Below are 23,460 nucleotides of genomic sequence, written 5' to 3' on the forward strand. Positions count from 1 at the left end.
AGTCTATGGATGGAGTAAGCACTCATGAATATCGCTCGTCGGCTTCAACTCATTGCCCTGCTGGTCATGCTGGCCCTGGGGTGTCTCAGCTGGTTCAGTATCAGCAGACTCTCCTCCGCCAATGCGGATCTCAGCTATGTAACAGACAACACAGTCCCCAGCATTTCCACGATCAAGGAGATACAAACAGACTTCTACGCCCTGCATTCATTTATCCAGGCGCACGTGCTCAACACCGACGACGGCAAGATGAGTCAGATAGAGCAGAGCATTGCATCCCTTCACACCAAGATGGACGCCCTGCTGAGCCAGTATGAAAGCGGGATGATCTCCAATGAGGAGGACAGGCAGCTCGTCGCCGATGATCGGCGCCTGGTTGCCCAGTACGACAAAGCCTCCGAAGACGTCCTGCGCCTGTCCCGCGAGAACAAGAATGTGGAGGCCAGAGAGGCGATCGACAAGGAGCTTGCCCCCTTGTTTGAGCAGCTTTCCCAGGCCATCGACAAGCACGTCCACTTCAACATCCAGCAAGGTGACGCCGTCAAGCTGCGAGGCGAGCAGAATGCCGATAGCAGCATGCAGGCACTGTTGTTCATCTCGGTGGGCACGGGCGCCCTCACGCTGGTGCTCTTTCTCTGGCTGTTCAGGCAGGTCGCCAATCCCCTCCGTCTGGCCATGGCGACCCTGTCCGAGATCCAGCGCGACCTGAACTTCACCCTGCGGGCCAATGTGAGCCAGCAGGACGAGATCGGCCAGACGCTGACGGCGGTCAACCGCCTGCTGGACACCTTGCAGCAGACCTTCACCGAGTTTTCGGTGGGCAGCCTGCAGATCAAGAGCACGGCAGAGTCCCTCTCCCAGGCGGCCCAGCACATGGCGGAGTCGGCGAGTCAGGCCAATGACGCCACCAGCCTTATCGCCGCCGGGGTGGAGGAGATGAGCGTGAGCATCACGGACATCTCCCAGCGCACCCAGGAGACCAGCCGCATCACCAATGAATCCGGCAAGCTCGCCAGTGACGGTGGGGCCACCATAGAGCGCACTGTGCTCGCCATCAACGACATCGCCGACGCCATTCGTCAGGCCTCCCGCGATGTGACGGCGCTGGGGGAGGGGATCTCCCGCATCGGTGGGGTGGTGAACGTCATCAACGATGTGGCGGGGCAGACCAACCTGCTGGCGCTCAACGCCGCCATCGAGGCGGCACGGGCCGGTGAGCAGGGACGCGGCTTTGCGGTGGTCGCCGACGAGGTGCGCAAGCTGGCGGAGCGGACGGCCCAGTCGACCCAGGAGATCTCAAGGACGGTGGAGGCTATCCAGCAAGGGTCCGAGGCCACGGTGGCCAGAATGGTCCTGGTGGAGGAGAAGGTGGCGCAAGGGGTGGCCATGGCGACGGAAAGCGGTGCCATCATCACCCAGATCCGCCAGGCCTCCCATCGCGTCATGGATCAGGTCGGCGAGATCACCCTGGCCATCCGCGAGCAGACCTCGGCGGCGGAATCCATCGCCCTCCAGGTCGAGCAGATAGCCCAGGTGGTGCAGCAGACCAGCAGCACGGCGGAGGAGACCTCCGCCGCCGCAGAGGAGCTGAACGTGACCACGGAGAATATCCACCAGCAGATCTCCCGCTATCGCATCCAGTGATGCGCGGATCGGTTGTTCTCTCCCCGCCATGCCCATGGCGGGGATTTTTTTATGTCAGAACCCCGAACCGGGCTGTTGCAGGAAGGCGGCCTCTTCCTCCGTGCTCGCCCTGCCCAGGATGGCGTTGCGGTGGGGGAAGCGGCCAAAGCGATCGACGATCACCTGGTGGCGCCGGGCAAAGTCGGCAAAGCCTTCGAAGGTGTCCCGGGCCGGGCCTGTGACCTGCTCGTCGGCCAGCGCCTCGAACAGGGCGACGCTTCTGGCCTGCTGCTCTCTGGACTCCGCGTGCTCGAGGGGCAGATAGAAGAAGACCCGGGCCAGCGGCGAGAGCCCCTTGTCGACCCCGAGGGTGAGCCCCTTGAGGCACAGTGCCCTGGCCTTGTCGTCCTGGGCGAAGGCGGCGGGGGTGTGGCGGTGAAGGTTTCGCGGCAGCTGGTCCAGCAGCAGGATGAGGGCCAGGCGCCCTGCGGGATCGTCCTCCCAGCGGGCGAGCTCGCCCGCTGCGGCACGGGCCGCCAGTTCGCCGAAGCGTGAGGCCAGCAGGGCATCGGTCTCGCTGCTCTTGCCCCACCAGAGGGGGGCCTGACGGGCGGCACGGGGGGCGTCGTCTGCGTCATCGCCAAACCAGAAGTCGAGCAGAGGTTGCCAGGGTTGCATGGGAACTCCTTGGGCCGGTGGCCGTGAGGTGAAAACGGAGCAGGGGATCTGCCATGGGGGGCTGCCGCCGTGGCGGCTTCCCGTTACACTGTGCCATCTTTTGCCCCAAAGGGTGATCCCCGGATGGGCCCGTGCTCCCCTGACCCCCTCATCACCCTGACCGGGGCAGCCCGGATGTGTCCCACTCAATAGAAGGAATGCCAGATATGGCCGGAGCCAGTTTGTTGACCCTGCTCGATGATATTGCCAGCGTGCTGGATGATGTCGCCCTGATGACCAAGGTGGCGGCGAAGAAGACGGCCGGGGTGCTGGGGGACGATCTCGCCCTCAATGCAGAGCAGGTCTCCGGGGTGCGGGCCGAGCGTGAGCTGCCGGTGGTGTGGGCGGTGGCCAAGGGGTCGTTTCGCAACAAGCTCATCCTGGTGCCTGCCGCCATCGCCATCAGCGCCCTCATCCCCTGGCTCATCACCCCGCTCCTGATGCTGGGGGGAGCCTACCTCTGTTTCGAGGGGGCGGAGAAGCTGGTCCACAAGTTCCTGCCCCACGAGGAAGAGGCGCATCAGGGGGCGCCGGTGCCCGAGGATCTGGCGGCCTATGAGCGCCAGAAGGTGAAGGGGGCCATTCGCACCGATTTCATCCTCTCGGCGGAGATCATCGTGATCGCCCTCGGTACCGTGCAGGGGTCGAGCCTGGGCCTGCAGATCGCCGTGGTGGCGGGCATCGCCCTGCTGATGACCGTCGGGGTCTATGGCCTGGTGGGGCTCATCGTCAAGCTCGACGACATCGGTCTGCACCTGCTGCAAAAGCCCGATGGGGGCGCCGTGCGCCGGGCGGTGGGGCAGGGGCTGCTGGTGACGGCGCCCCGTCTGATGCACCTGCTTGCCCTGGTGGGCACCATCGCCATGTTCATGGTCGGTGGCGGCATTCTGGTCCATGGCTGGCCCTTCCTCCATCACCTCATCGAAGGGACGGCGGGCACGGTGGCCGCCCTGCCCGGGGTCGGCGGGGTACTGGCCGTGGTGACGCCCACCCTGCTGAGCGCTCTGGCAGGCGTGGTGGCAGGGCTGGTGCTGGTGGTGGCCATGACCCTGGTGAGCAAGCTTCAGCCCGCCAAATAGGTCGCTTGTCGGGGGAGGGCCGACAGGGGCCGTCGCACCCGGGGCCGCTCTTCTGCTGGTTGCCTCGAATGGGGGCTAGGCAAGTGCCTGGCCCCCTTCGTACTATCCGGTTTCACCCGCCCGCAGAGGCGGGGTGACCCGATATGGACGCAAACAGACAAGGACAACCATGAAACCACCCGTTTGGCGAGATGATCACATCTATGCCGCCCCCGACGATCCTGCCATCGAGGCCGCCTTCCAGGAGGCTGCCCGCGCCCTCACCCGGCTTGACGCCCTCCTGGCGGACCTGCCGGATCCCGCCCATCCCGTTGCGGATGCCAATGCCCTGCGCCACCTGCTGCGGGCCATCCGCCGCGAGGTCAGCGGGGTGAAGACCCTGGCCTGGAACAGCCAGGTCTATGGTTACAACCGGCTGAGCCAGAACGGGCGCGACGAGGAGGCCCGGGTACTGCTCTCCCGGGGCCAGCAGCTGGAGGCGACCCTGGCCCAGCGCAGCAAGCCGGTGGACCTGTTCTGGGTTCGTGCCCCCGAGTCACTGGTGCGCACCCTGCTGCAAGACCCCGAGCTCTTCGAGCTGGCCTACCAGATCCATCACGACAGAGCGCTGCAGGATCAGTGGCTTTCGCTCGAGAGCGAGCAGCTCATCGAGGGGTTGGCGGTGGACGGCCTGCAGGGGTGGGGGGATCTCTACGACAACCTGGTGGGGCGGCTGCTGCCGGTGGTGGAGGGGATGCCCATGGGGCTTGCCCAGGCGGACAACCTGCTCGCCCACCCGGACAGGGCGCGGCGCGCCAGCGCCTGGCACGCCATCCAGGACGCCTGGGAGGCGGAGCAGGAGACGGTGGCCGCCATTCTCAACGCCATCAACGGCTGGCGCAACGAGCTCGGCCGCCAGCGCGGCAAGGGGCGCAGGCTGGATGCCCTCGAGGTCACCTGCCATCAGGAGCACATCACGGGCGCGACCCTGGAGACCCTGATGGCGGCTGCCGAGGAGCACAGGGAGCTCGGGCGCCGCGCCTTGCGTGCCATGGCCTGTGCCCAGCAGATCACCGACTTCGCCCCCTGGGATCTCTTTGCCCCGGCGCCCCAGGCCGTACACGGCAAGTTCGGCTTCGAGCAGGCGCTGAATCTGGTGATGGAGGCCTTTGCCGCCTTCGATCCCGAGATGGGGGCGTTTGTCCGCATGATGGCCGACAAGGGGTGGATCGATGCCGCCCCGAGCGAGCACAGGCGAAGTGGCGCCTATTGCACCGAGTATGCCGATCCACCCGAGCCAAGGGTCTTCCTCACCTTCGAGGGGACCATGGACAACGTCATCACCCTGGCCCATGAGCTCGGTCACGCCTGGCACAGCTGGTTGCTGCGGGATCTTCCCTTCGAACAGCGGGGCTACCCCAAGACGCTGGCGGAGACCGCCTCCCTCTTTGCCGAGATCCTGGTGCGCGATGCCCTGCTGGCCGCCACCGACAAGGTGGAGCAGCGCCGGGCCATCGCCTGGCTGGACGGGGAGCGGGCCGCGAGCCTGCTCCTCGACATCCCCGCCCGCTTTGCCTTCGAGCGCGCCCTGGTGACGGCGCGGGAGGCGGGTTACGTGGGGGCGAGCCAGATGCGGGAGATGATGAAATCGGCGCAGCAGCAGTGCTATGGTGACGCCCTCAGCCAGTATGACGAGCTGTTCTGGGCCAGCAAGGGTCACTTCTCCATCGCCGAGTCCGGGTTTTACAACTACCCCTATCTGTTTGGCTATCTCTTCAGCCTGGGGCTCTATGCCCAGCATGCGCGGGCCGGGGGCGAGTTTGTGCCCGCCTATCGCGCCCTGCTGCGAGATACCGGCCGCATGAGCGCCGAGGCGCTGGTGGAGAAGCACCTGGGGGTCGACATCCGCGAACCCGGGTTCTGGCAGGAGAGCCTGCGCTATGTGGAAGAGGCGGTGGTGCGCCTCGAGCGGCTGGTGTGAAGCCTGCCCGCGAAGGTGGTGGCTCTGGCCACCTGGATTTCACGACGGGCCAGGCCCGTCCCTGACGATGAGCGTTCGATGCAACAACGAGTCTATCCACAGCAGTGGCAAAATGATCACATTTACCCCTCCCTCGACAGCTGTGTCCTCGAGGCGGACATGAGCCTGGCCCGCGCGAGCCTGGCCGAGCTGAGCGGTTTTATCGAGGGACTGGCCCAGGTGCCTCGCACCCCAGGCGCCTTGCAGGACTTCCTCAGGGAGGTACGCCTGCGGGCCCGGCGCATTCGCGACATCGGCTGGAACATCGCCGTGCTGGCCGCCTGCAAGGGGAGCCAGGACGCCCGGGATCCCCTCGCCAAGCAGGTTGCCTCCCGGGCCCGTGCCCTCAATGCGGACCTGTTCAAGACGCTTGCCCCCATCGAAGATCTGATGCTGGGGTTGCCTGCGCCCGAGTTTGAGCAACTGATGGCCGACCCCCTGCTCGGGGAGGAGGGGTACCGGCTGCGCCACGAGCGTCGCCTGCAGGATCAGCGGCTGCCGGTGGAGGCGGAGCAGCTGGTCATCGGCCTTGGCACCGACGGCCTGCACGCCTGGGGCAACCTCTACAACGATCTGGTGGGCAAGATAAGGCTGGTGATCGCGGGTCGCGAGATGGGGTTGGCGGAGGCGAGCAACCTGCTCTCCAGCCCGGATCGTGCCCTGCGCAAAGAGGCCTTCGATGCCATCAGCGCCGGCTGGGAGGGGGAGCAGGAGACGGTGGCAGCCATCCTCAACGCCCTCAACGGCTGGCGCCTGGAGCTCTCGCGCCAGCGCGGCAAACACCGGCGCCTCGATGCCCTGGATCTCTCCTGCCACCAGAGCCACATCGAGCGGGCGACCCTGGATACCCTGATGGCGGAGACCTGGCAGGCCCGCCATCTGGGCCAGCGGGCCCTGGGGCTGATGGCCGGTCACCTCGGCCTCGAGGTGCTGGGGCCGGAGGATCTCTTTGCGCCGCCCCCTGCCGCCAGCCGCCGGGAGATCCCCTTCGAGGAAGCGGTCGACATCATCGCCCTGGCCTTCGCGCGCTTTGACCCCGAGATGGGGGACTTTGCCCGCATGATGGCCGAGCGCGGCTGGATTGATGCCGCCCCCACCCCCAACCGGCGCACCGGGGCCTATTGCACCAAGTTTGCCGAGCCGGTGGAGCCGCGGGTCTTCATCACCTATGCGGGCACCATGGACAACGTCATCACGCTGGCCCACGAGCTCGGTCACGCCTGGCACAACTGGCTCATCCGCGACTTGCCCATGAGCCAGCGCAGCTACCCTATGACCCTGGCGGAAACCGCCTCCATCTTCGCCGAGACCCTGGTGCGCAGCGCCCTCTACGAGCAGGCCCGAAGCGCCGAGGAGCGTCTGGCCATTGCCTGGGCGGATGCCGATGGCGCCGCCACCTTCCTGGTCAACATCCCGGCCCGCTTCGACTTCGAGCGGGCCCTGGTGGCCGAGCGCGAGCAGGGCTATGTGTCGTCGGCCCGGCTCAAGGGGCTCACCGACGAGGCCTGGGGGCGCTGGTACGAGCAGAGCCTTGACCGCTATCACCCCCTGTTCTGGGCCGCCAAGGCGCACTTCTCCATCGCGGGCTTCGGTTTTTACAACTACCCCTACCTCTTTGGCTATCTGTTCAGCCTCGGGGTCTATCAGCAGCTGATGAGCCGCCAGGCCGCAGGGGAGGCGGGGGTGGCGAAGGCCTACCGCGCTCTGCTGCGAGACACAGGTCGCATGAGCGCCGAAGAACTGGTCGAACGGCATTTGGGGCAGGACATTCGAAAACCCGCCTTCTGGCAGGGGAGCCTGGCCCTGGTGGAAGCGGCGGTGGCGCGCTTCGCCCAGTGCGGCAGTTAACCTCGCCAGACCCGGTTTGCGCCATGTCCCGCCGGGGCATGGCGCTGCCACAGCGGCCCCGGCGCGCGGTTTGGTGGCCCGAAGGGGCGTGATCCAAAGCAAGAAAGTGGGATGTTTTGGTGGCGCAAGGCCCTGTCGCTGGGGTAGTTTCGATAGAACCGACACAGTTTTTGAGGTCTTGTCCATGATCATCTATCTGCATGGCTTTGATGCCACCAGCCCCGGCAATCATGAAAAAGTGCTGCAGTTGCAGTTTATCGATGATGATGTGCGTTTCGTGCACTACAGCACGGTTCACCCCCGCCACGACATGAGCCACCTGCTCAAGGAAGTGAAGAAGCAGCTCGACATGAGCACCGATCCCAAACCCCTCATCTGCGGCGTGGGCCTGGGTGGCTACTGGAGCGAGCGGATCGGGTTTCTGTGCGGCATCAAGCAGGTGGTCTTCAACCCCAATCTGCACCCGGAAGAGAACATGCAGGGCAAGATCGACAGGCCGGAGGAGTACGAGGACATCGGCACCAAGTGTGTAACCGAATTTCGTAATAAAAATTCAGGAAACTGCCTGTGCATCCTTTCCGTTCAGGATGAAATCCGCGATAATCGGGACACTGAACGTGAATTGAAGAACTATTACGACATCGTATGGGATGAGCGCGAGACCCATAAGTTCAAGAACATCTCGCACCATCTGCAACGGATGAAGGCCTTCAAAGAAGCCTGAGCCATCACGTCAACCGATTTCGTTTTAGGGAGCCAATGGCTCCCTTTCGTTTTGAGGAACCAAGGAAAATCATCATGATGAATATTGTCGTTGTAGGCGGTGGCGCCGGTGGTCTCGAGCTTGCGACCAGCCTGGGCCGCAAGCTGGGCAAGAAGAACAAGGCCAGGATCACCCTGGTGGATCGCAATCGCACCCACCTGTGGAAGCCCCTGCTGCACGAAGTGGCCACCGGCTCCATGGATGCGGGCATCGATGCCCTGAGCTACCAGTCCCACGCCAAGAACCACGGCTTCGAATTCCAGCTCGGCAGCCTGACCGACATCAAGCGCGACGAGAAACGCATCGTGCTGGCCCCCATCCACGACGAGAGCGGCGCTCTGGTGGTCAACGAGCGGGAAGTGGCTTACGACATTCTGGTGATGGCCATCGGCTCGGTCTCCAACGACTTCAACACCAAGGGCATCAAGGATCACTGCATCTTCCTGGACAGCCCCTCTCAGGCGCACCGCTTCTACAACAGCATGATGAACCGCTTCCTGCAGTTCGCCACCGAATACCAGCCCGGTGACAAGGTGAAGATCGCCATCGTCGGCGGCGGCGCCACCGGCGTCGAGCTCTCCGCCGAGCTCTACAACGCGGTGGAGCAGCTCTACGCCTACGGCTTCAAGAACCTCACCACCGACAGCCTCAAGGTGACCCTGGTGGAAGCGGGCCCCCGCATCCTGCCGGCCCTGCCGGAGCGCATCAGCGGCTCCGCCCATCAGGAGCTGGTGAAGCTGGGCGTGGACGTGCGCACCGCCACCATGATCACCGAGGCCACCGCCGAGGGCCTGCACACCAAGGATGGGGAGCTGATTGAAGCAGACCTTATGGTGTGGGCCGCGGGCATCAAGGCGCCGGACTTCATGAAGGAGATCGCGGGCCTGGAAACCAACCGCATCAACCAGCTGGTGGTCCACGAGACCCTGCAGACTACCCGGGACGAGAACATCTTCGTCATCGGCGACTGCGCCGCCTGCCCGCAGCCGGACGGCAAGTTCGTGCCGCCCCGCGCCCAGTCCGCCCACCAGATGGCGACCCAGGCGTTCAAGAACATCCTGGCCAAGATGAATGGCGGCGAGATGAAGCCCTACCGCTATCACGATCACGGCTCCCTGGTCTCCTTGAGCCGCTTCTCCACCGTGGGCAGCCTGATGGGCAACCTGATGCGCGGCTCCATGATGGTGGAGGGCTACATCGCCCGCATCGTCTACATCTCCCTCTACCGGATGCACCAGGTGGCCCTGCACGGCTACATCAAGACCGGCCTCATCATGCTGGTGGGCCGCATCAACCGGGTGCTGCGCCCGAGCATGAAGCTGCACTGAGTGCATGGCGGCTGCCGCTGCGAACATCAAAAAGGAGAGGCTTGCCTCTCCTTTTTTTATGGCCGATGCGGGGCGACGCTAGAAACGTCTGCCGTAGTTGAGGGCGAAGACGCAGAGGGCCTAGGCAACTGCAGTCGTGTCTGCATCATCAAGGCCCCGCTTTCATCGTGGCCCGGAAGCCCTCTCCCCAGCACCGGTGCCCAAGGTCGCTTTGCGGGGGAAAGTGGCACGACACAGGCCGTATGGATGGCACCTTGATGAACCTGGCGGGCGCTGTGCTTGAAGCCCCTGGCCACGCCGGGCTTATGCTTTGGCAAACGCCTTGCTACCATGACGGCAACGGTGCTTCGCGCACCCAGCCCAACTCACAGGAGACCTCATGATCCTCTCAACCACCCCCACCCTGGAAGGCAAGACCATTCGCGAGTACCGCGGCATCGTCGTGGGCGAAGCCATCCTCGGCGCCAACATCTTCAAGGATCTGTTCGCCGGCATCCGCGACATCATCGGCGGTCGCTCCGGCGCCTACGAAAAAGAGCTGGCCCGGGCCCGGGAGATCGCCTTCGAGGAGCTCAAGGAGCGTGCCCAGGCGCTGGGGGCCAACGCCGTGGTGGGCATCGACATCGACTACGAGGTGGTGGGCCAGAATGGCAGCATGCTGATGGTCAACATCAGCGGCACCGCCGTGGTGATCTAGCCCGCCAGCGTCCGGCCCTGCATGGCCAAACGCCCCGTCACAAGCCGACCCCGAGGTCGGCTTTTTGTTGGGGGTGACGCGCAAAGGTGGGCGCAAGTGAGTGGGGCTCAAGGCCTGAACGTATCGAACGCTCCGATGGCTCTGGTCTGGCCGGGAATGAGGGAGAAAATGGCCCGGCCCGGAGAAGGTGCGTGAACATGGGGGGGCACAGGGCCTGAAGGTCGGCAATGTTGTTCAATTTTGCTATTCGATAATGAGTTATCGTTTGATATATCTAAACAAAAAATGACCTGTCAGGGGTCGCAGAGCCCAGGTCGGGACGAACATGGCGAGGTGCAGGCGGCACTGTACTCGCATCCCGCCCATAAAAAGAGGTCGCCCGGGCGACCTCTTTGTCGTCTGCTAGTTCGCTGCGGATCAGGGCAGGGCATCGGCCCGGAAGGTGTTGCAAGGATCTGTGTCCCTCGTGTCTCAATCGATCAGGGCAATGCATCGGGCCGGAAGCTGGCGCGGATCTGCGGCACCAGGGGGGAGGGGTCGAAGCCTTTCTCCTCCCCGAGCACCGGGTGGAGCAGGGGTTGGTCACGGATGGGGGTGAGGTCCCCCGCCAGCAGCTGCCTTGTGGCCTGGCCCATCTGGTAGAGCTGGCGCACCGGGTCGAACTGGCGGGCGAGATCCAGCCCGTCCCCGGCCCGGGTGAAGGCCATCATGGGGATCTGGTAGCTGGCATCCCGTGGCGGTTTGGCGCCGTGGATACCCTTGCCCGCCGACATCAGGAAGGGCTGGTGGTCCCCGAAGGCCACCACCAGGTAGCGCTTGCCGGAGTTGTCCAGGGTCTTGAGCAGCCGCTCCAGGGAGGCCATGGCATCCACCACCCCGGTGTAGTAGGTGTTGAGCAACTGGGTATCCGCCGGGCTCTGATCCGGGCAGGCGCCGCTGCGCTGCTGGGCCCGGTAGCGATCCCCGTCGAAGGGGCCGTGCCCCTGCATGGTGACCGCGTAGGCGAACAGGGGCTGATCGTCCTGGTTGCTGCGTTTGAGCAGGTGATCGATGAGGGCATCGTCGGAGATGTAGAGCCCCTTGTGCTCGAGGGCGGTGAAGCGGGTATCGAACCAGCGCTCCTGATAGCCGAGGGCCGGGATCGCCTTGGCGCGGCCCCAGAACTTCTCCACATAGGGGTGGGCGAACAGGGTCTGGTAGCCGCTCTGGGCTGCGCTGCGCGCAAGGCCGGGCACCTTGTCCGAGAGGTAGTAGTAGGGCACCACCCCCTGTTTGAGCAGGCCCACCGGCAGGCCGGTGTTCATCTCGAACTCCGCCAGTACCGTCATGCCGCCCGTGGTGGGGGAGTGAATGGTCTTGCGCCATTGGGCCACGCTGGCGGGCAGGCTCAAGGTGGGGGCGGGGGCGCAGAGACGGCCCTGCCAGTCAAGCCAGAGCGACTCGTATTGCAGCACGATCACCAGATCGAAGCGGGGAGCCCTGGGCTGGGCGGGCAGGCTCAGCTCCGGGGTGCGCTCGTTGATCTGCAAGGGGTAGCGAAACACGTTGCCGCTTTGCAGCATCTCGTCCACCAGGTTGAACAGGTAGAGGCCGGGGCCGGCACGGATGATGTCCCTGTGGTAGTTCACCGCCCTGTCCACATAGCGGATGTTGGCCCCGAGCAGCTTGTTGCCGGTCTGGGTGGCGAACACGCAGAGGGCAAAGAAGGCGGCGGTGGCGGCGGCGGTGCGCAGCAAGCCCCGCAGGATCCAGCGGGAGAGGGCGAAGCGCCACACCAGAAAGAGGAGCCCCAGCACGACGAGCACCGGCACCACAGGGTGCTGATCGAGCAGGATGTGCAGCAGGGCCAGCAGGTTGCCCAGATCGTCCCCCCCCAGCGGCACCCCGTAGATGGCGATCTTCATGAAGTTGGCGAGCAGCCCGATGCCCGAGAGGGCGGTGAAGAGCAGCCCCATATAGAGGCTGAAGCCTGCGAGGGCGCAGAGGCTCCAGCCCAGCACCATGCTGCCCCAGGCGAGGTAGTAGTGCTCGGGCCGAAAGCCCGACCAGAACAGGAATTCCCCCAGCTTGAACACCACGAAGCCGTGGAGCAGCACGAAGGTGAGGTTGCCGAGCAGCAGGCTGCCTGCCACCCGGGCGCGGTAGCTTCGGCGCAGCCGCGGCAGCAGGGTCTTGAGCACGGCGGCGCTCACCAGCAGCACCAGCAGCAGGCTGGTCATCAGGTAGAGGAGGTTGAAACCGCGCTCCGGCAGGGTCTGGAGGATCTGGCTGTATTCGGCGCTCTCCGGCCTGTCTGCCAGCAGCAGCCCGATGCGCAGCTGGTAGCGGCTGTCCAGGGCGTCGTCGGGGGCGCGCAGGGCGCTGTTGAGGCTCAGGGTGCAGCGCTCCTTGCGGCACTTCTGGCGCTTGTCCACCGCCTGGCTCAGCTGATCGATGCGCACCCCTTTGTCGTTGAGCAGCTCCACCCGCACCTTGTCCCCCTCCTGCAGGGGTTTGAGCAGTTGCCACTGGCTGCGCACCACCAGATAGAAGCCCCGGTTGTCACTTTTGTAGAGCAGGCTGTAGCGATGGAGGGTCGCGATGGGCTGATCCGCCGGGCCCAGAATGAGGGGGGCGGCACGCCCGAGCCAGCTGACGGGGTTGAGCAGCGGCAGGGCGAGGGTCAGCAGCAGCAGGGCGGTCAGCAGACCCAGCAACAGCCCGGCCAGGGGCTGGGAGGCGGGGCGGTGGCCGGTGACGGGGGCATTCATAAGGGCTCATCCTTGGAGCGGTCATGGCAGCGACGACTGCCTCTATTTTGACCCGATGGTGCGTGGCTTGTTCCTTGATGTCAATTTAATGACAACAAGATGAATATTCCGTGATGAGCACAGTGAGGCAATTTGTGATCCCGATCCGCCAGGGGCACTCATTCTGTGATGAAAGCGTCATCATGAGCCTTTGCTGCTGGTCTGGGAGGGGGGCGCTGTTTAGTCTCTCAGTAACGGTTGGAGGTACATGTATGAATCCCAAAGTTGCGGCGCGTCAGGCCAGATTGCTCCAGATGCTGGAGAGCAAAGAAGAGATCCGGATCGGGCGGGAGCGGGACTGCCCCCTGCCGCTGCCCCAGCTCGTCCGGCTGACCGAGGATCACCCGGACGTCGTCAAGGTCTACGGTCACGGGCTCACCGCCGAGGTGTTCCATCTCAAGGTGGAGGGGCACCACTGGTGCCTGAAACGCTGCCGCCAGGACTCTCTGGTGGCCAATGTGGACGGCAAGACCGCCTTTCTCACCGAGCTGGAGCGGCGTCGGGAGATAGAGAGCCTGCGGGAGCTGCATCCCACCATCCTCTCCAACGTGGTCTGCACCAGTTTCGGCTCCGCCCGGGCCGGGGTGCTGGTCTCCCCCTGGCTGCGGGGGGAGCCGGTGCGCACGCTCTGCGAGCGCAACCTGGCGCAGATGCTGGCGGTGGAGGCGGAGCTGGCCCGCTGGGGCTGGTTTGACTGGGATCCGAGCCCGGGCAACCTGCTGGATGACGGCCAGCATATCTCGGTGTTCGATTTTGGCTACATGTGGCCCTTCGATCCCCTGCACGAGTTCAATTCCAACGGCCTCACCGATCCCGACTTCCATGTGCCTGAGCGGCTGGAAACCCGCACCCTCTCCGGGCTCTGGCTGGACGAGGCGGATCCCTTGCCGCTGTTTCGCCGCTGGCGCGAGCTCTGCCTCGCCTGGGCCAGGGGAGAGCTGCAATACCTGTCGCGGGAGGGGGCGAGCGCCCCCGTGCTGGCGCGGATGCAGGGACTGGTGGGGGAGTGGAGTGCGGCGCTGGCAAGCGACGAGGCGCTGGCGGCCAACTGGTGGCGCGACATGTACCGCAGCCATCGGCTCGACATCCTGGACGATCTCAGCGGCAAGAGCTGCGGCCCGCTCACCCTGCGCCGCCTCGACTGGCTGGAGCAGGCGGTACGGGAGCACTTCCCGGCCCTGGTGGACAATCTGGCCCCTGACGAAGCGGGGCTCGGTCAGGCCGGGTTGCTGCAACGGCTGGGAGGGCTGCGCGAGCAGATCCGGGCCAATCTGCTGCCCACCCGGGCTACCCTGGTCACCAGCTGATGGTGGAAGAAGAGTGACAAGAGGGGCGCCGCGGCGCCCCTCTTTGCTGAGTGGGGAAGTGTGATGGGGCGGAAGAGGCTCGTTGTGTGCCAGCGCCGGGGCGACTCAGTCGAGCAGTTCCCGGTGCAGGCAGTTGACGATGTGGCCTGCCTCGTCCTCTTTGACGAGGAAGCAGAGGTTGTGGGCGCTGGCGCCGTAGCAGATCATCCGGATGTTGTGCTCGCGGATGGCGTCGAACACCTGGCTGCCTACCCCGGCCGCCTCGCTCATGCGGTTGCCGATGAGCGCCACCAGGGCGAAACCGGTCTCCACTTCGACCTTGCACAGCTGGCCGAGCTCCGCCAGCACCTTGTCGTTCAGGATGGGTTCGCCGTTGCTCTGGCTGCCGGTGTGATCCAGGGTCAGGGAGACGCTCACCTCGGAGGTGGTGATGAGATCCACCGAGATGCGGTGACGGGCCAGGATGCCGAACACCTCGGCCAGGAAGCCGTAGGCGTGGAACATGTTGAGGCTGTGCAGGGTCACCAGCACCTGCTGGCGGCGCAGGGCCACGGCCCGGAACAGCGGGTTGCTGCGGGTGGTGGCGCGGATCCAGGTGCCACCGGCGGCGGGGTCCTTGGCGGAGCCCACGAACACAGGGATGTCCTGGCGCAGCGCGGGTTGCAGGGTGGCCGGGTGCAGCACCTTGGCGCCGAAGGTGGCCATCTCCGCCGCCTCCACGAAGCTGATTTCGGGGATGGGGCGGGCGCGGGTGACCAGGCGGGGATCCGTGGTGTAGATGCCGGGCACGTCGGTCCAGATCTCGATGCTGCCTGCGTCCAGTGCCTCGGCCAGGAGGGCCGCGCTGTAGTCGGAGCCGCCACGGCCGAGGGTGGTGGTGCGACCATCGCCGTCGGCACCGATGAAGCCCTGGGTGATGACCAGGCTGTCACCCAGCAACGGGCCCACCGCCTGCTGGCAGAGGGCGCGGGTCGCCGCGAGATCCACGGTAGCCTTGCCAAAGCGGCTGTCGGTGCGCAGCAGTTGGCGCGCATCCTGCCACTGGGCCTTGACCCCGCGCTGGTGCAGGAGTTCGGTAAAGAGACGGGTGGACATCAGCTCGCCGCAGGCGATGAGGCGATCGGCGAGTTCGGCGTCGGTGTGCTGACTGGCCTGACGGGCCATGGTGCGAATGTCGCCGAGCTGGGCATGGATGAGGGCGCTCACGTCGCTCGGGTTGCCAAGGGCGGCCAGAATGGCCAGCTGGATGTCGGCAAGCCTGGCAAGCTGGGCATCCTGTCCGGCTTCGTCCAGTTCACCCTGAGCCAGGCTCACCAGCAGGTTGGTGACGCCGGCGCTGGCGCTCAGCACCACCACCCGGGTCGCCGGATTGGCCAGCACCACGTCGGCGCAGTGGTTCATGGCCGCGGCATTGGCGACGCTGGTTCCGCCAAACTTGGCGACATTGATCGGGTTCATTGCATACTCCTGTCTCAAGGTGAAAATCCGGTTTCATCGGGCAAATAGAGAGGAGGAGGCAAAAAATGGCAGGAAAACGCGAGGATCCCGGCCAGAAGCACTCCACCTGCAGAGCCCATCCCGTACCCGCCCCAGGTGGGGCGCGGTGTGGGATGACCACTACCGATGACAACCCGGGGGATTCAGCCCCCGCAGCCGACGTGGCGGTGTCCAGTCACTCGCCTCGTCTCGGCGCTGCTCCCCCTGACCCAAGTTCACCGGACACTGGTGTCCTCCCCTGGGCTGCCTGGGCAGCGCTCCTCTTCTGGTGCCACCTGTGACAGGTGGCGTGCATGTACAAATACCTTGGTCTGGATTGCACTGTCAATCGAGTTCGTAAAAAAGAACAAAATTGACGGTAACCAGGCACAAGATCAATCAGTTACGAAATGGTCTTGGACAAAACCTTGGAGCGACGCTGCCAGTTGTAGAAGCGCTGGCGCTCCACCGGCAGATCTTCGACTTCCAGGGGATCGAAGCCCCGCTCCCGGAACCAGTGGATGGAGCGGGTGGTGAGCACGAACAGGCGACGGATGCCGAGCCGCTTGGCCCGCTCGGCCACCTTGGCGATCAGGGTGTCCCCCCGGTTGGAGTTGCGATACTCCGGGTGGATGGCGACGCAGGCCATCTCGGCCATGGCTTCTTCCATAAAGCAATAGAGCGCCGCACAGCCGATGATGAGGCCGTCCCGCTCGATGATGGTGAACTTGTCTATCTCCATCTCCAGCTGCTCCCGGGAGCGGCGCACCAGGATCCCTTCCTCCTCCAGCGGACGGATGAGATCCAGGATGCCGCCGATGTCCTCAATGGTGGCGGCCCGGGCCCGCTCGGCGCTTTCGCGCACGATCTGGGTACCCAGCCCCTCGCGGCTGAACAGCTCCTGCAGCATGGCGCCGTCGTCCTGATAGCTCACCAGGTGGGAGCGGGGCACGCCACCCCGGCAGGAGGCGATGGCCGCGCGCAGGTAGCGGGCGGTGCCTGACATCTCTTCCCCCGCCTGCTCCAGCGCCACCAGCAGCTCTTCGGCCTGCTCGGGGAAGAGCTCGGAGATGGCCTCCCCGTGCCTGTCCATGACCCCCTGGGTGCTGCTGAAGCAGATGAGCTTGTCGGCTTTGAGATCCACCGCCACCCGGCGGGCTACCTCTTCCGAGCTCAGGTTGAAGCTCTCGCCGGTGACCGAGCAGCCGATGGGGGAGATGAGCACCAGGCCGTGCTGATCCAGCTGGCGGGTGATCCCCTCCACATCGATGCGACGCACCCGGCCGCTGTGGCAGAAGTCGATGCCGTCATCCACACCCAGCGGCTGGGCGGTGACGAAGTTGCCGCTCACCACGCTGATGCGGGCCCCCTGCATGGGGGTGTTGGCGAGGCCCATGGAGAGCTGGGCGGTGATGTCGTATTGCAGACCGCCGCACACCTGCTTGATGATGGCGAAACTGGCATCGTCGGTGACCCGGATCCGCTTGTGATACTGGGCCTGGATGCCGGCACGGGCCAGGGCCTCGTCATTTTGCGGACGCGAACCAAACACCAGTACCAGGCGGATCCCCAAGGTCTGCAGCAGGGCGATGTCGCTGACGATGTTGGCGAAATTGGGGTGACAAATGGCTTCCCCGCCGATCATCAGGACGAAGGTTGCACCCCGGTGCACATTGACATAGGGGGTGGATTGCCGAAAGGCATGGACCAGGCTGGGTTCGCGTTCACGCACGTGTTTCATTCCATAAAAAAGCAGCAATTCGCTCAATATATGAAAATAAATTCACAAATCAAGACTAAATATCGACTTGATGTTTTTTTGTCGCCATTTTGACCAGTGCGGGTGGGGAGGGGAAGACGCAGGCGAGAGCGGGAGGGTCGCCCCGGGGGCCGCTCCCTGGTTGATCCGGGCTTATAACCTGATATCTTCGGTGTTCCTTTTCGTCAGCCGCATTGCGCGGGGTTTTATACAAGGACAGGGCATATGGAGCAGATTATTTCACCGGCAGAGGCGCTGCCGGGACGGCGGGAAGCGCTGGAGATTGGCCAGGTGCACGCAGTAAACGGCCACCCGACCCAGGGGCCCTGGCCCGAGGGGATGGAGCTTGCCTGGTTCGGCATGGGCTGTTTCTGGGGTGTGGAGCGTCTGTTCTGGCAGCAGCCCGGGGTCTATTCCACCGCCGCCGGGTATCAGGGGGGGCTGACCCCCAATCCCACCTACAAGGAGGTGTGCAGCGGCCTGACCGGCCACGCCGAGACGGTGCAGGTGGTGTTCGATCCCAAGGTCATCAGCTATGGGGATCTCGTCAAGCTGTTCTGGGAACACCATGATCCGGCCCAGGGGATGCGCCAGGGTGGCGACATCGGCACCCAGTATCGCTCCGTCATCTTCGTCGGGGACGACACCCAGGAGGCGATTGCCCAGCAGAGTCTGGCTGCCTACCAGCAGGCCATGACGGCGAGCGGTGACGGGCGAACCATCACCACCCGCATCCTGCCGCTGGCCCCCTTCTATTACGCCGAGGATTATCACCAGCAATATCTGGAGAAGAATCCCGAGGGGTATTGCGGCCTGGGGGGCATCGGCGTCTGCCTGCCTCCCAGCCTGAATCGCTGAGGCGTCATTGCATACCACGGGGGCCATCAGGCCCCCGTGTCATTGTGATGAAAAATAATTGAAAAAAATGCGTCAGGTGGGGAACTAAACTGAACCCTGGCTGACCAACAGGGTAGCGACCACGGATGGTTGCCAAGACCAGACACATTTTTTTGCCCCGAAATTCATTACTCTGACAAGCGCGATGAATTGACAATGCTAGCAAGCAGGGCTGCCCGATGAGGCGGCCCTTTTCATTGGGCGTCCCGCCTCACTCCTCGCCTCATTGCATCTCGTCCCCTTGCCGTCACGGCAGGGGAGGGGTCAGCTGATGGTGCTGTCGAACAGGTTCTTGATGAGGTCGATGAACTCGATGAGGAAGGCTTGCTGGGCTTCGCTGGGGGCGGACAACCAGACGGCGGAGAGCACCTCTTCCAGGTCGGCGACCACGGCATCGGCCTCCTGCATGATCAGGAAGCGCACCTTGGGGTCGAGCTGGGGGTTCTGCTCGCAGATGGCCATCAGGTTGTCGGCCACCCGGCTGCTCACCAGATCCTCGATGGTCTGGGCGCCGCCGCCTTGTTGCTGGCTCTCGAACAGACCCAGACTCTCTACCAGATACTCGATCAGCGCAATGTAACCGTCGCTCTCTACCACCATGATGGCTGCCCTTTCTTCATTGCCTTGGGGAAATGGTGCGTATTTTAGTGGCTGAACCCGTCATGGCAAGCGGCAGTGGAGCCGATGGCGGATAAATTGGACACCGCCGCGCTCCACCGTCTCCAATCCGGTCAACAGGAAGCCGTGACGCAGGAAGAGAGCGAGGCTGAAGGCGCTCGCCTCCGTGGTGAGGCTGCCAAGCCCCATCTGGTTGGCGGCTGCCAGCACCCGCTCCAGCAGCAGGGTACCGAGCCCCTGGCGCGGATGATCCGGGCTCACGTAGAGCAGGCTGAGATGACCGTCATCGCTCAGGGTGGCAAAGCCAAGGGGCACATCGTCTTGCTCGATGACCCAGCCATGGTGCTCGCGCAACTGGCTGGCAAGCCCCGGGTGATGGGCGCCCCTGGCCCACTGCTCCACCTGATCCGGGCTGTAGTGTGCAGGCCCCAGGCGGCGTACCGACTGCTCGAACAGATCCAGCAGCCTTGGTATGTGCGCCTCCTCGAGGGGGACGATGCGGGGAGAAGAAGGAGACGGCATGGGTCAACCCTCCCTGATGGTCGCGCGGGGGGGCTGGGGCCGCTTCGCCCTGGGCAGACCCGCCACCACCCGCTCATAGGAGTGGACTATCCAGCCCTGCCAGAGATCGTCAGACAGGCCTTCACTCAGTGTCACCGTGTTCCAGTGCTGCTTGTTCATGTGCCAGCCCGGTTTCACCTCGGGGTGGATCTCCCGCAGCAGCAGGGCGAGCTCGGGTTCGCACTTCAGGTTGATGGAGAGGGGCTCCGCCTGCCAGTCCACCAGGGCAAACATCTTGCCGGCGATGCGGTAGACCAGGATCTCCGGGCCGAAGGGGGTGTCCTCGGTGGCGCCGGGCTGGCTGAGCAAAAATTCACGCAATTGAACGAGGGTCATGGGGACTCCAGGCTGGTCCGATCATGGTGGAAGCATGTTCACCGGGGTGAGCCTTCTGTTAATATGCGCGCCGAGTATACCCCCCATCACCCCGGGAGCCCATGAGATGTTGTACCACAAGACCTTTGAACTGGGTCCCGATCGGGATTGGGTGGTGTTCGTGCACGGTGCGGGCGGCAGCTCCTCCATCTGGTTCAAGCAGTTGCGGGCCTACCGGGAGCACTTCAACGTGCTGCTGCTGGACCTTCGCGGTCACGGCCAGTCCAACCAGCTGCAGCAGGTGGTAAAGGGGCACTACAGCTTTCGGGCCGTGACCGAGGACATCCTGCGCCTGCTGGATCACCTGCGCATCCCCCACGCCCATTTTGTCGGCATCTCCCTTGGCACCATCCTCATCCGCCACCTGGCGGAGCTTCGCCCCGAGCGGGTCAAGAGCATGGTGCTCGGCGGCGCCATCCTGCGTCTCGACATCCGCTCCCGGGTGCTGGTGCAGCTTGGCCGCCTCGGCCAGCACTTCCTGCCCTACATGTGGCTCTACCGCCTGTTCGCCTTCATCATCATGCCGCGCCAGCACCATCAGGAGTCCCGCAACCTCTTCGTGCGCGAGGCTCGCAAGCTCTGCCAGAAGGAGTTCAAGCGCTGGTTCCGTCTCGCCACCGAGGTGAACCCCCTGATGCGCTACTTTCGCGAGCGGGCCCTGCCCATTCCCACCCTCTACGTGATGGGGGAGGAGGATCACATGTTCCTCGCCCCGGTGCGCGAGCAGGTGGCCCGCGACCCTTACAGCCGCCTCGAAATCATCGAAAAGTGCGGCCACGTCTGCAACGTGGAGCAGCCGGATCACTTCAACCGCCAGTCCCTGGCGTTTCTCTCCCGTCAGGCGGCGTCATCCGCCCTCTGAGACCCGACAAGGGCCTCAGATGAAGTAGTGGCCAATCTCCAGATAGCGCTGGCGGATGTGCTCGATGAGCAGCCTTATCTTGCGCGGCGGCTGGCGGGTGAAGGGGTAGACGGCGTAGATGCCGAGCTTCTTGCCCACCTGATCGGGGAAGAGATCCACCAGCTCGCCGTTCATCAGATCGTGATAGACCAGACAGCGTGGCACATAGACGATGCCGCGCCCCCCCAGCGCCGCCTTGCGAAGGGCACCGGCGTTGTCGGTTGAAAAGCTCCCCGACACCGACACCAGATAGTTGCCCTCTTCCCCCTTGAAGGCCCACTCCGAGGCCCCCGTGCTCTGGTAGGCGTAGCGCAGGCAGTTGTGGGTGAGCAAGTCTGACGGCTCCCGCGGCGCCCCGAAGCGGCGCACATAGGCGGGGGCGGCGCAGATGACCCACTGGGAGTCGAGAATGTGGCGGGCAATCAGACTCGAGTCATCCAGATAACCGGTGCGAATGACCAGATCGAACCCCTCTTCCACCAGGTTGACGAAGCGGTTGTCCAGGGACATCTCCACCGTGAGCCCCGGGTGCTGCTGGCAAAAATCGGCCACCGCATCGGCGAGCAAGAGCTCGCCGGAGATGGTGGGCACCGACATCCGCACATGACCGCTCACCTTTTCACCAAATCCCGCCACCGCGTCGAAGGCATCCAGTGCGGCGGCCTTCACATTTTTGGCACCCTGATAGAGCGCCTTGCCCGCCTCGCTCAGGGTGAGCCGGCGGGTGGTGCGATAGAGCAGCTGCACCCCGAGCTCCTCCTCAAGACGCCCGATCCGCTTGCTAACCACTGAATTTGTCAGGGAATTTTGTTCAGCCACCTTGCTGAAGGAGCATGCCTCCACCACCTGGGCGAAGAGGATGAGGTCGTCGGTACTGGCCATATTGATCAACTTTTGGAACGAATGTTGTTCATTATTTCCATATATCGCGAAAAAGGAACAGGGTAAGGTCACGTCCGCTTAACAAAACAACAACAAGGTGCGCCTCTGCACCCCTCTGGACAAGGACGCAATGATGACAGACACCCTGCTGGCCCTGGTGGCCTTCTCGCCGATCCTGGTGGCCGCCGTGCTGCTGGTCGGCCTCAACTGGCCCGCCAAGCGCGCCATGCCCGTCGCCTTCCTGTTGACCGTGTTCATTGCCCTGTGGGGCTGGCAGATGAGCCCGACCCGGGTCTTCGCCTCCACCCTGCAGGGGCTGGTGATCACGGTGACCGTGCTCTGGATCGTGTTCGGCGCCATCCTGATGCTCAACACCCTCAAACACACCGGTGCCATCACCGCCATTCGCGGCGGTTTCACCAACATCTCGCCGGATCGGCGCATCCAGGCCATCATCATCGCCTGGTGCTTCGGCGCCTTTATCGAAGGGGCCTCGGGCTTTGGCACCCCGGCCGCCATCGCCGCGCCGCTGCTGGTGGCCATCGGCTTCCCGGCGCTCGCCGCCGTGCTGCTCGGCATGATGATCCAGTCCACCCCGGTATCGTTCGGCGCGGTGGGCACCCCCATCCTGGTGGGCATCAACAAGGGGCTGGATAACCAGGCCATCGGCCAGACCCTGAGCGCCGGTGGCAGCAGCTGGGAGGTCTACCTGCAACAGGTGACCACCAACGTGGCCCTCATTCACGCCACCGTCGGCACCCTGATGCCGGTGCTGATGGTGATGATGCTGACCCGCTTCTTCGGCCGCAACCGCAGCTGGACCGAGGGGCTCTCCATCCTGCCGTTTGCGATTTTCGCCGGGCTCGCCTTCACCGTCCCCTATGCCCTCACCGGCATGCTGCTCGGCCCCGAGTTCCCGTCCCTCATCGGCGGTCTGGTGGGGCTGGCCCTGGTGGTGACGGCGGCGCGAGCCGGTTTTCTGGTGCCCAAGAACTCCTGGGATTTCGCCCCCGAGAACGAGTGGCCCGCCGAGTGGCTGGGCTCCTTGAAGCTCGATCTCAAAGAGGCCGCTGGTCGCCCCATGTCGCTCATGCTGGCCTGGCTCCCCTATGTGGCACTGGCGCTCCTGCTGGTGGCGAGCCGGGTGAGCCCGGAGTTCAAGGCAAGCCTCCTGTCGGTGAGCCTCGCCTTCACGGACCTTTTGGGGGAGAAGGGGGTCAGCGCCTCCATTGAGCCGCTCTACCTGCCGGGTGGCCTGCTGGTGCTCTGCGCCCTGCTCGCCACCTGGCTGCAGTCGCGCTCCCTCGCCCCCTTCGGTCGGGCGCTGGGGGAGTCCAGCCGCACCCTGATCGGCGCCGGCTTCGTGCTTATTTTCACCGTGCCCATGGTGCGTATCTTCATCAACTCCGGGGTCAACGGGGCGGATCTCGCCAGCATGCCGGTGACCACCGCCAATTTTGCCGCCGGGCTGGTGGGGGAGTTCTTCCCGGCGCTCAGCGCCACCATAGGTGCGCTGGGGGCCTTCATCGCCGGCTCCAACACGGTATCGAACATGATGTTCAGCCAGTTCCAGTTTGAAGTGGCCCAGACCCTGGGGGTCTCCACCGCCGCCATGCTGGCCCTGCAGGCAGTTGGCGCCGCTGCGGGCAACATGATCGCCATTCACAACGTGGTGGCGGCCTCGGCCACCGTGGGGCTGCTCGGCCGTGAGGGGGCGACGCTGCGCAAGACGGCGCTGCCGACCCTCTACTACCTGCTGGTCACCGGCCTTATCGGGCTGGCGCTCATGTACAGCTTCCACATCTCGGACGCACTGCTGCAGCTCAAGTAAGGAGAGCAAG

General features: G+C 64.5%; 19 protein-coding genes and 1 riboswitch. Of the genes, 11 read left to right on the forward strand and 8 right to left on the reverse strand.

Features of this window, described 5'->3' with window-relative positions; genetic code table 11:
• Window positions 1-24 precede the first annotated feature (24 nt).
• Window positions 25-1,644: a methyl-accepting chemotaxis protein gene (locus tag BGO64_RS11545; protein ID WP_263308551.1), complete on the forward strand. Its 1,620-nt coding sequence runs from the start codon at window positions 25-27 to the stop codon at window positions 1,642-1,644.
• A 54-nt stretch (window positions 1,645-1,698) separates the two neighbouring features.
• Here the strand turns inward: BGO64_RS11545 and BGO64_RS11550 are convergent, their stop codons facing one another.
• Window positions 1,699-2,301, reverse strand: a complete 603-nt coding sequence (locus BGO64_RS11550; RefSeq protein ID WP_286700693.1) for a DUF924 family protein — start codon at window positions 2,299-2,301, stop codon at window positions 1,699-1,701.
• A 206-nt stretch (window positions 2,302-2,507) separates the two neighbouring features.
• On the opposite strand from BGO64_RS11550, the gene BGO64_RS11555 reads away from it, so the two are divergent.
• The 6 genes from BGO64_RS11555 (at window position 2,508) to BGO64_RS11580 (ending at window position 10,054) form a co-directional block, all read left to right on the forward strand.
• A complete protein-coding gene (locus tag BGO64_RS11555; protein WP_286700694.1) occupies window positions 2,508-3,419 on the forward strand; it encodes a DUF808 domain-containing protein in 912 nt (303 codons plus the stop codon).
• Window positions 3,420-3,588: 169 nt separating this feature from the next.
• On the forward strand, window positions 3,589-5,379 hold the full coding sequence (locus tag BGO64_RS11560; protein ID WP_286700695.1) for a M3 family oligoendopeptidase: 1,791 nt from the start codon (window positions 3,589-3,591) through the stop codon (window positions 5,377-5,379).
• Between the two features lie 78 nt (window positions 5,380-5,457).
• Window positions 5,458-7,266: a M3 family oligoendopeptidase gene (locus BGO64_RS11565; protein ID WP_286700696.1), complete on the forward strand. Its 1,809-nt coding sequence runs from the start codon at window positions 5,458-5,460 to the stop codon at window positions 7,264-7,266.
• Window positions 7,267-7,450: 184 nt separating this feature from the next.
• The gene (gene ycfP, locus BGO64_RS11570) at window positions 7,451-7,990 is read left to right on the forward strand and encodes an alpha/beta hydrolase YcfP (RefSeq protein WP_005331594.1); all 540 of its coding nucleotides are present in this window, start codon (window positions 7,451-7,453) and stop codon (window positions 7,988-7,990) included.
• A 74-nt stretch (window positions 7,991-8,064) separates the two neighbouring features.
• Window positions 8,065-9,357, forward strand: a complete 1,293-nt coding sequence (locus BGO64_RS11575; RefSeq protein WP_041212859.1) for an NAD(P)/FAD-dependent oxidoreductase — start codon at window positions 8,065-8,067, stop codon at window positions 9,355-9,357.
• A gap of 379 nt (window positions 9,358-9,736) precedes the next feature.
• Window positions 9,737-10,054 carry a heavy metal-binding domain-containing protein gene (locus BGO64_RS11580; RefSeq protein WP_286700697.1) on the forward strand — a complete coding sequence of 106 codons (318 nt, stop codon included), beginning with the start codon at window positions 9,737-9,739 and terminating at the stop codon, window positions 10,052-10,054.
• Window positions 10,055-10,533: 479 nt separating this feature from the next.
• Here BGO64_RS11580 and BGO64_RS11585 read toward each other — a convergent pair whose 3' ends face one another.
• A complete protein-coding gene (locus BGO64_RS11585) occupies window positions 10,534-12,804 on the reverse strand; it encodes an LTA synthase family protein (protein WP_286700698.1) in 2,271 nt (756 codons plus the stop codon).
• A gap of 251 nt (window positions 12,805-13,055) precedes the next feature.
• Here BGO64_RS11585 and BGO64_RS11590 point away from each other — a divergent pair, with 251 nt between their 5' ends.
• Entirely contained in the window at window positions 13,056-14,150 is a 1,095-nt protein-coding gene (locus BGO64_RS11590; RefSeq protein WP_010674362.1) for a protein kinase family protein, read from the forward strand.
• 105 nt (window positions 14,151-14,255) lie between these two features.
• Here BGO64_RS11590 and lysC read toward each other — a convergent pair whose 3' ends face one another.
• Window positions 14,256-15,608: a lysine-sensitive aspartokinase 3 gene (lysC, locus tag BGO64_RS11595; protein WP_010674363.1), complete on the reverse strand. Its 1,353-nt coding sequence runs from the start codon at window positions 15,606-15,608 to the stop codon at window positions 14,256-14,258.
• Window positions 15,609-15,695: 87 nt separating this feature from the next.
• Window positions 15,696-15,920, reverse strand: a riboswitch (Lysine riboswitch).
• A 109-nt stretch (window positions 15,921-16,029) separates the two neighbouring features.
• Window positions 16,030-17,358: an amino-acid N-acetyltransferase gene (argA, locus tag BGO64_RS11600; RefSeq protein ID WP_041215931.1), complete on the reverse strand. Its 1,329-nt coding sequence runs from the start codon at window positions 17,356-17,358 to the stop codon at window positions 16,030-16,032.
• 252 nt (window positions 17,359-17,610) lie between these two features.
• On the opposite strand from argA, the gene msrA reads away from it, so the two are divergent.
• Window positions 17,611-18,243: a peptide-methionine (S)-S-oxide reductase MsrA gene (gene msrA, locus BGO64_RS11605; RefSeq protein ID WP_010674365.1), complete on the forward strand. Its 633-nt coding sequence runs from the start codon at window positions 17,611-17,613 to the stop codon at window positions 18,241-18,243.
• A 303-nt stretch (window positions 18,244-18,546) separates the two neighbouring features.
• On the opposite strand, the gene BGO64_RS11610 is transcribed toward msrA, so the two are convergent.
• The 3 genes from BGO64_RS11610 to BGO64_RS11620 are packed head-to-tail and all read right to left on the reverse strand — an operon-like array spanning window position 18,547 to window position 19,797.
• On the reverse strand, window positions 18,547-18,882 hold the full coding sequence (locus BGO64_RS11610) for a DUF3802 family protein (protein ID WP_010674366.1): 336 nt from the start codon (window positions 18,880-18,882) through the stop codon (window positions 18,547-18,549).
• 60 nt (window positions 18,883-18,942) lie between these two features.
• Entirely contained in the window at window positions 18,943-19,422 is a 480-nt protein-coding gene (locus tag BGO64_RS11615; protein ID WP_286700699.1) for a GNAT family N-acetyltransferase, read from the reverse strand.
• Window positions 19,423-19,425: 3 nt separating this feature from the next.
• Window positions 19,426-19,797 (reverse strand): MmcQ/YjbR family DNA-binding protein, encoded by a 372-nt coding sequence (locus BGO64_RS11620; protein WP_045525146.1) that lies wholly within the window; start codon window positions 19,795-19,797, stop codon window positions 19,426-19,428.
• Between the two features lie 106 nt (window positions 19,798-19,903).
• Between BGO64_RS11620 and BGO64_RS11625 the strand changes: the two genes are divergently transcribed.
• Window positions 19,904-20,698 (forward strand): alpha/beta fold hydrolase, encoded by a 795-nt coding sequence (locus BGO64_RS11625; protein WP_010674369.1) that lies wholly within the window; start codon window positions 19,904-19,906, stop codon window positions 20,696-20,698.
• 15 nt (window positions 20,699-20,713) lie between these two features.
• On the opposite strand, the gene BGO64_RS11630 is transcribed toward BGO64_RS11625, so the two are convergent.
• On the reverse strand, window positions 20,714-21,691 hold the full coding sequence (locus tag BGO64_RS11630; protein ID WP_286700700.1) for a LysR family transcriptional regulator: 978 nt from the start codon (window positions 21,689-21,691) through the stop codon (window positions 20,714-20,716).
• 61 nt (window positions 21,692-21,752) lie between these two features.
• Here BGO64_RS11630 and BGO64_RS11635 point away from each other — a divergent pair, with 61 nt between their 5' ends.
• Window positions 21,753-23,450 carry an L-lactate permease gene (locus BGO64_RS11635; protein ID WP_201934893.1) on the forward strand — a complete coding sequence of 566 codons (1,698 nt, stop codon included), beginning with the start codon at window positions 21,753-21,755 and terminating at the stop codon, window positions 23,448-23,450.
• Window positions 23,451-23,460: the final 10 nt, after the last annotated feature.

Source organism: Aeromonas sp. 62-46 (assembly GCF_001898585.1).
In the GTDB taxonomy this organism is placed as follows: Bacteria; Pseudomonadota; Gammaproteobacteria; order Enterobacterales; family Aeromonadaceae; genus Aeromonas; species Aeromonas caviae.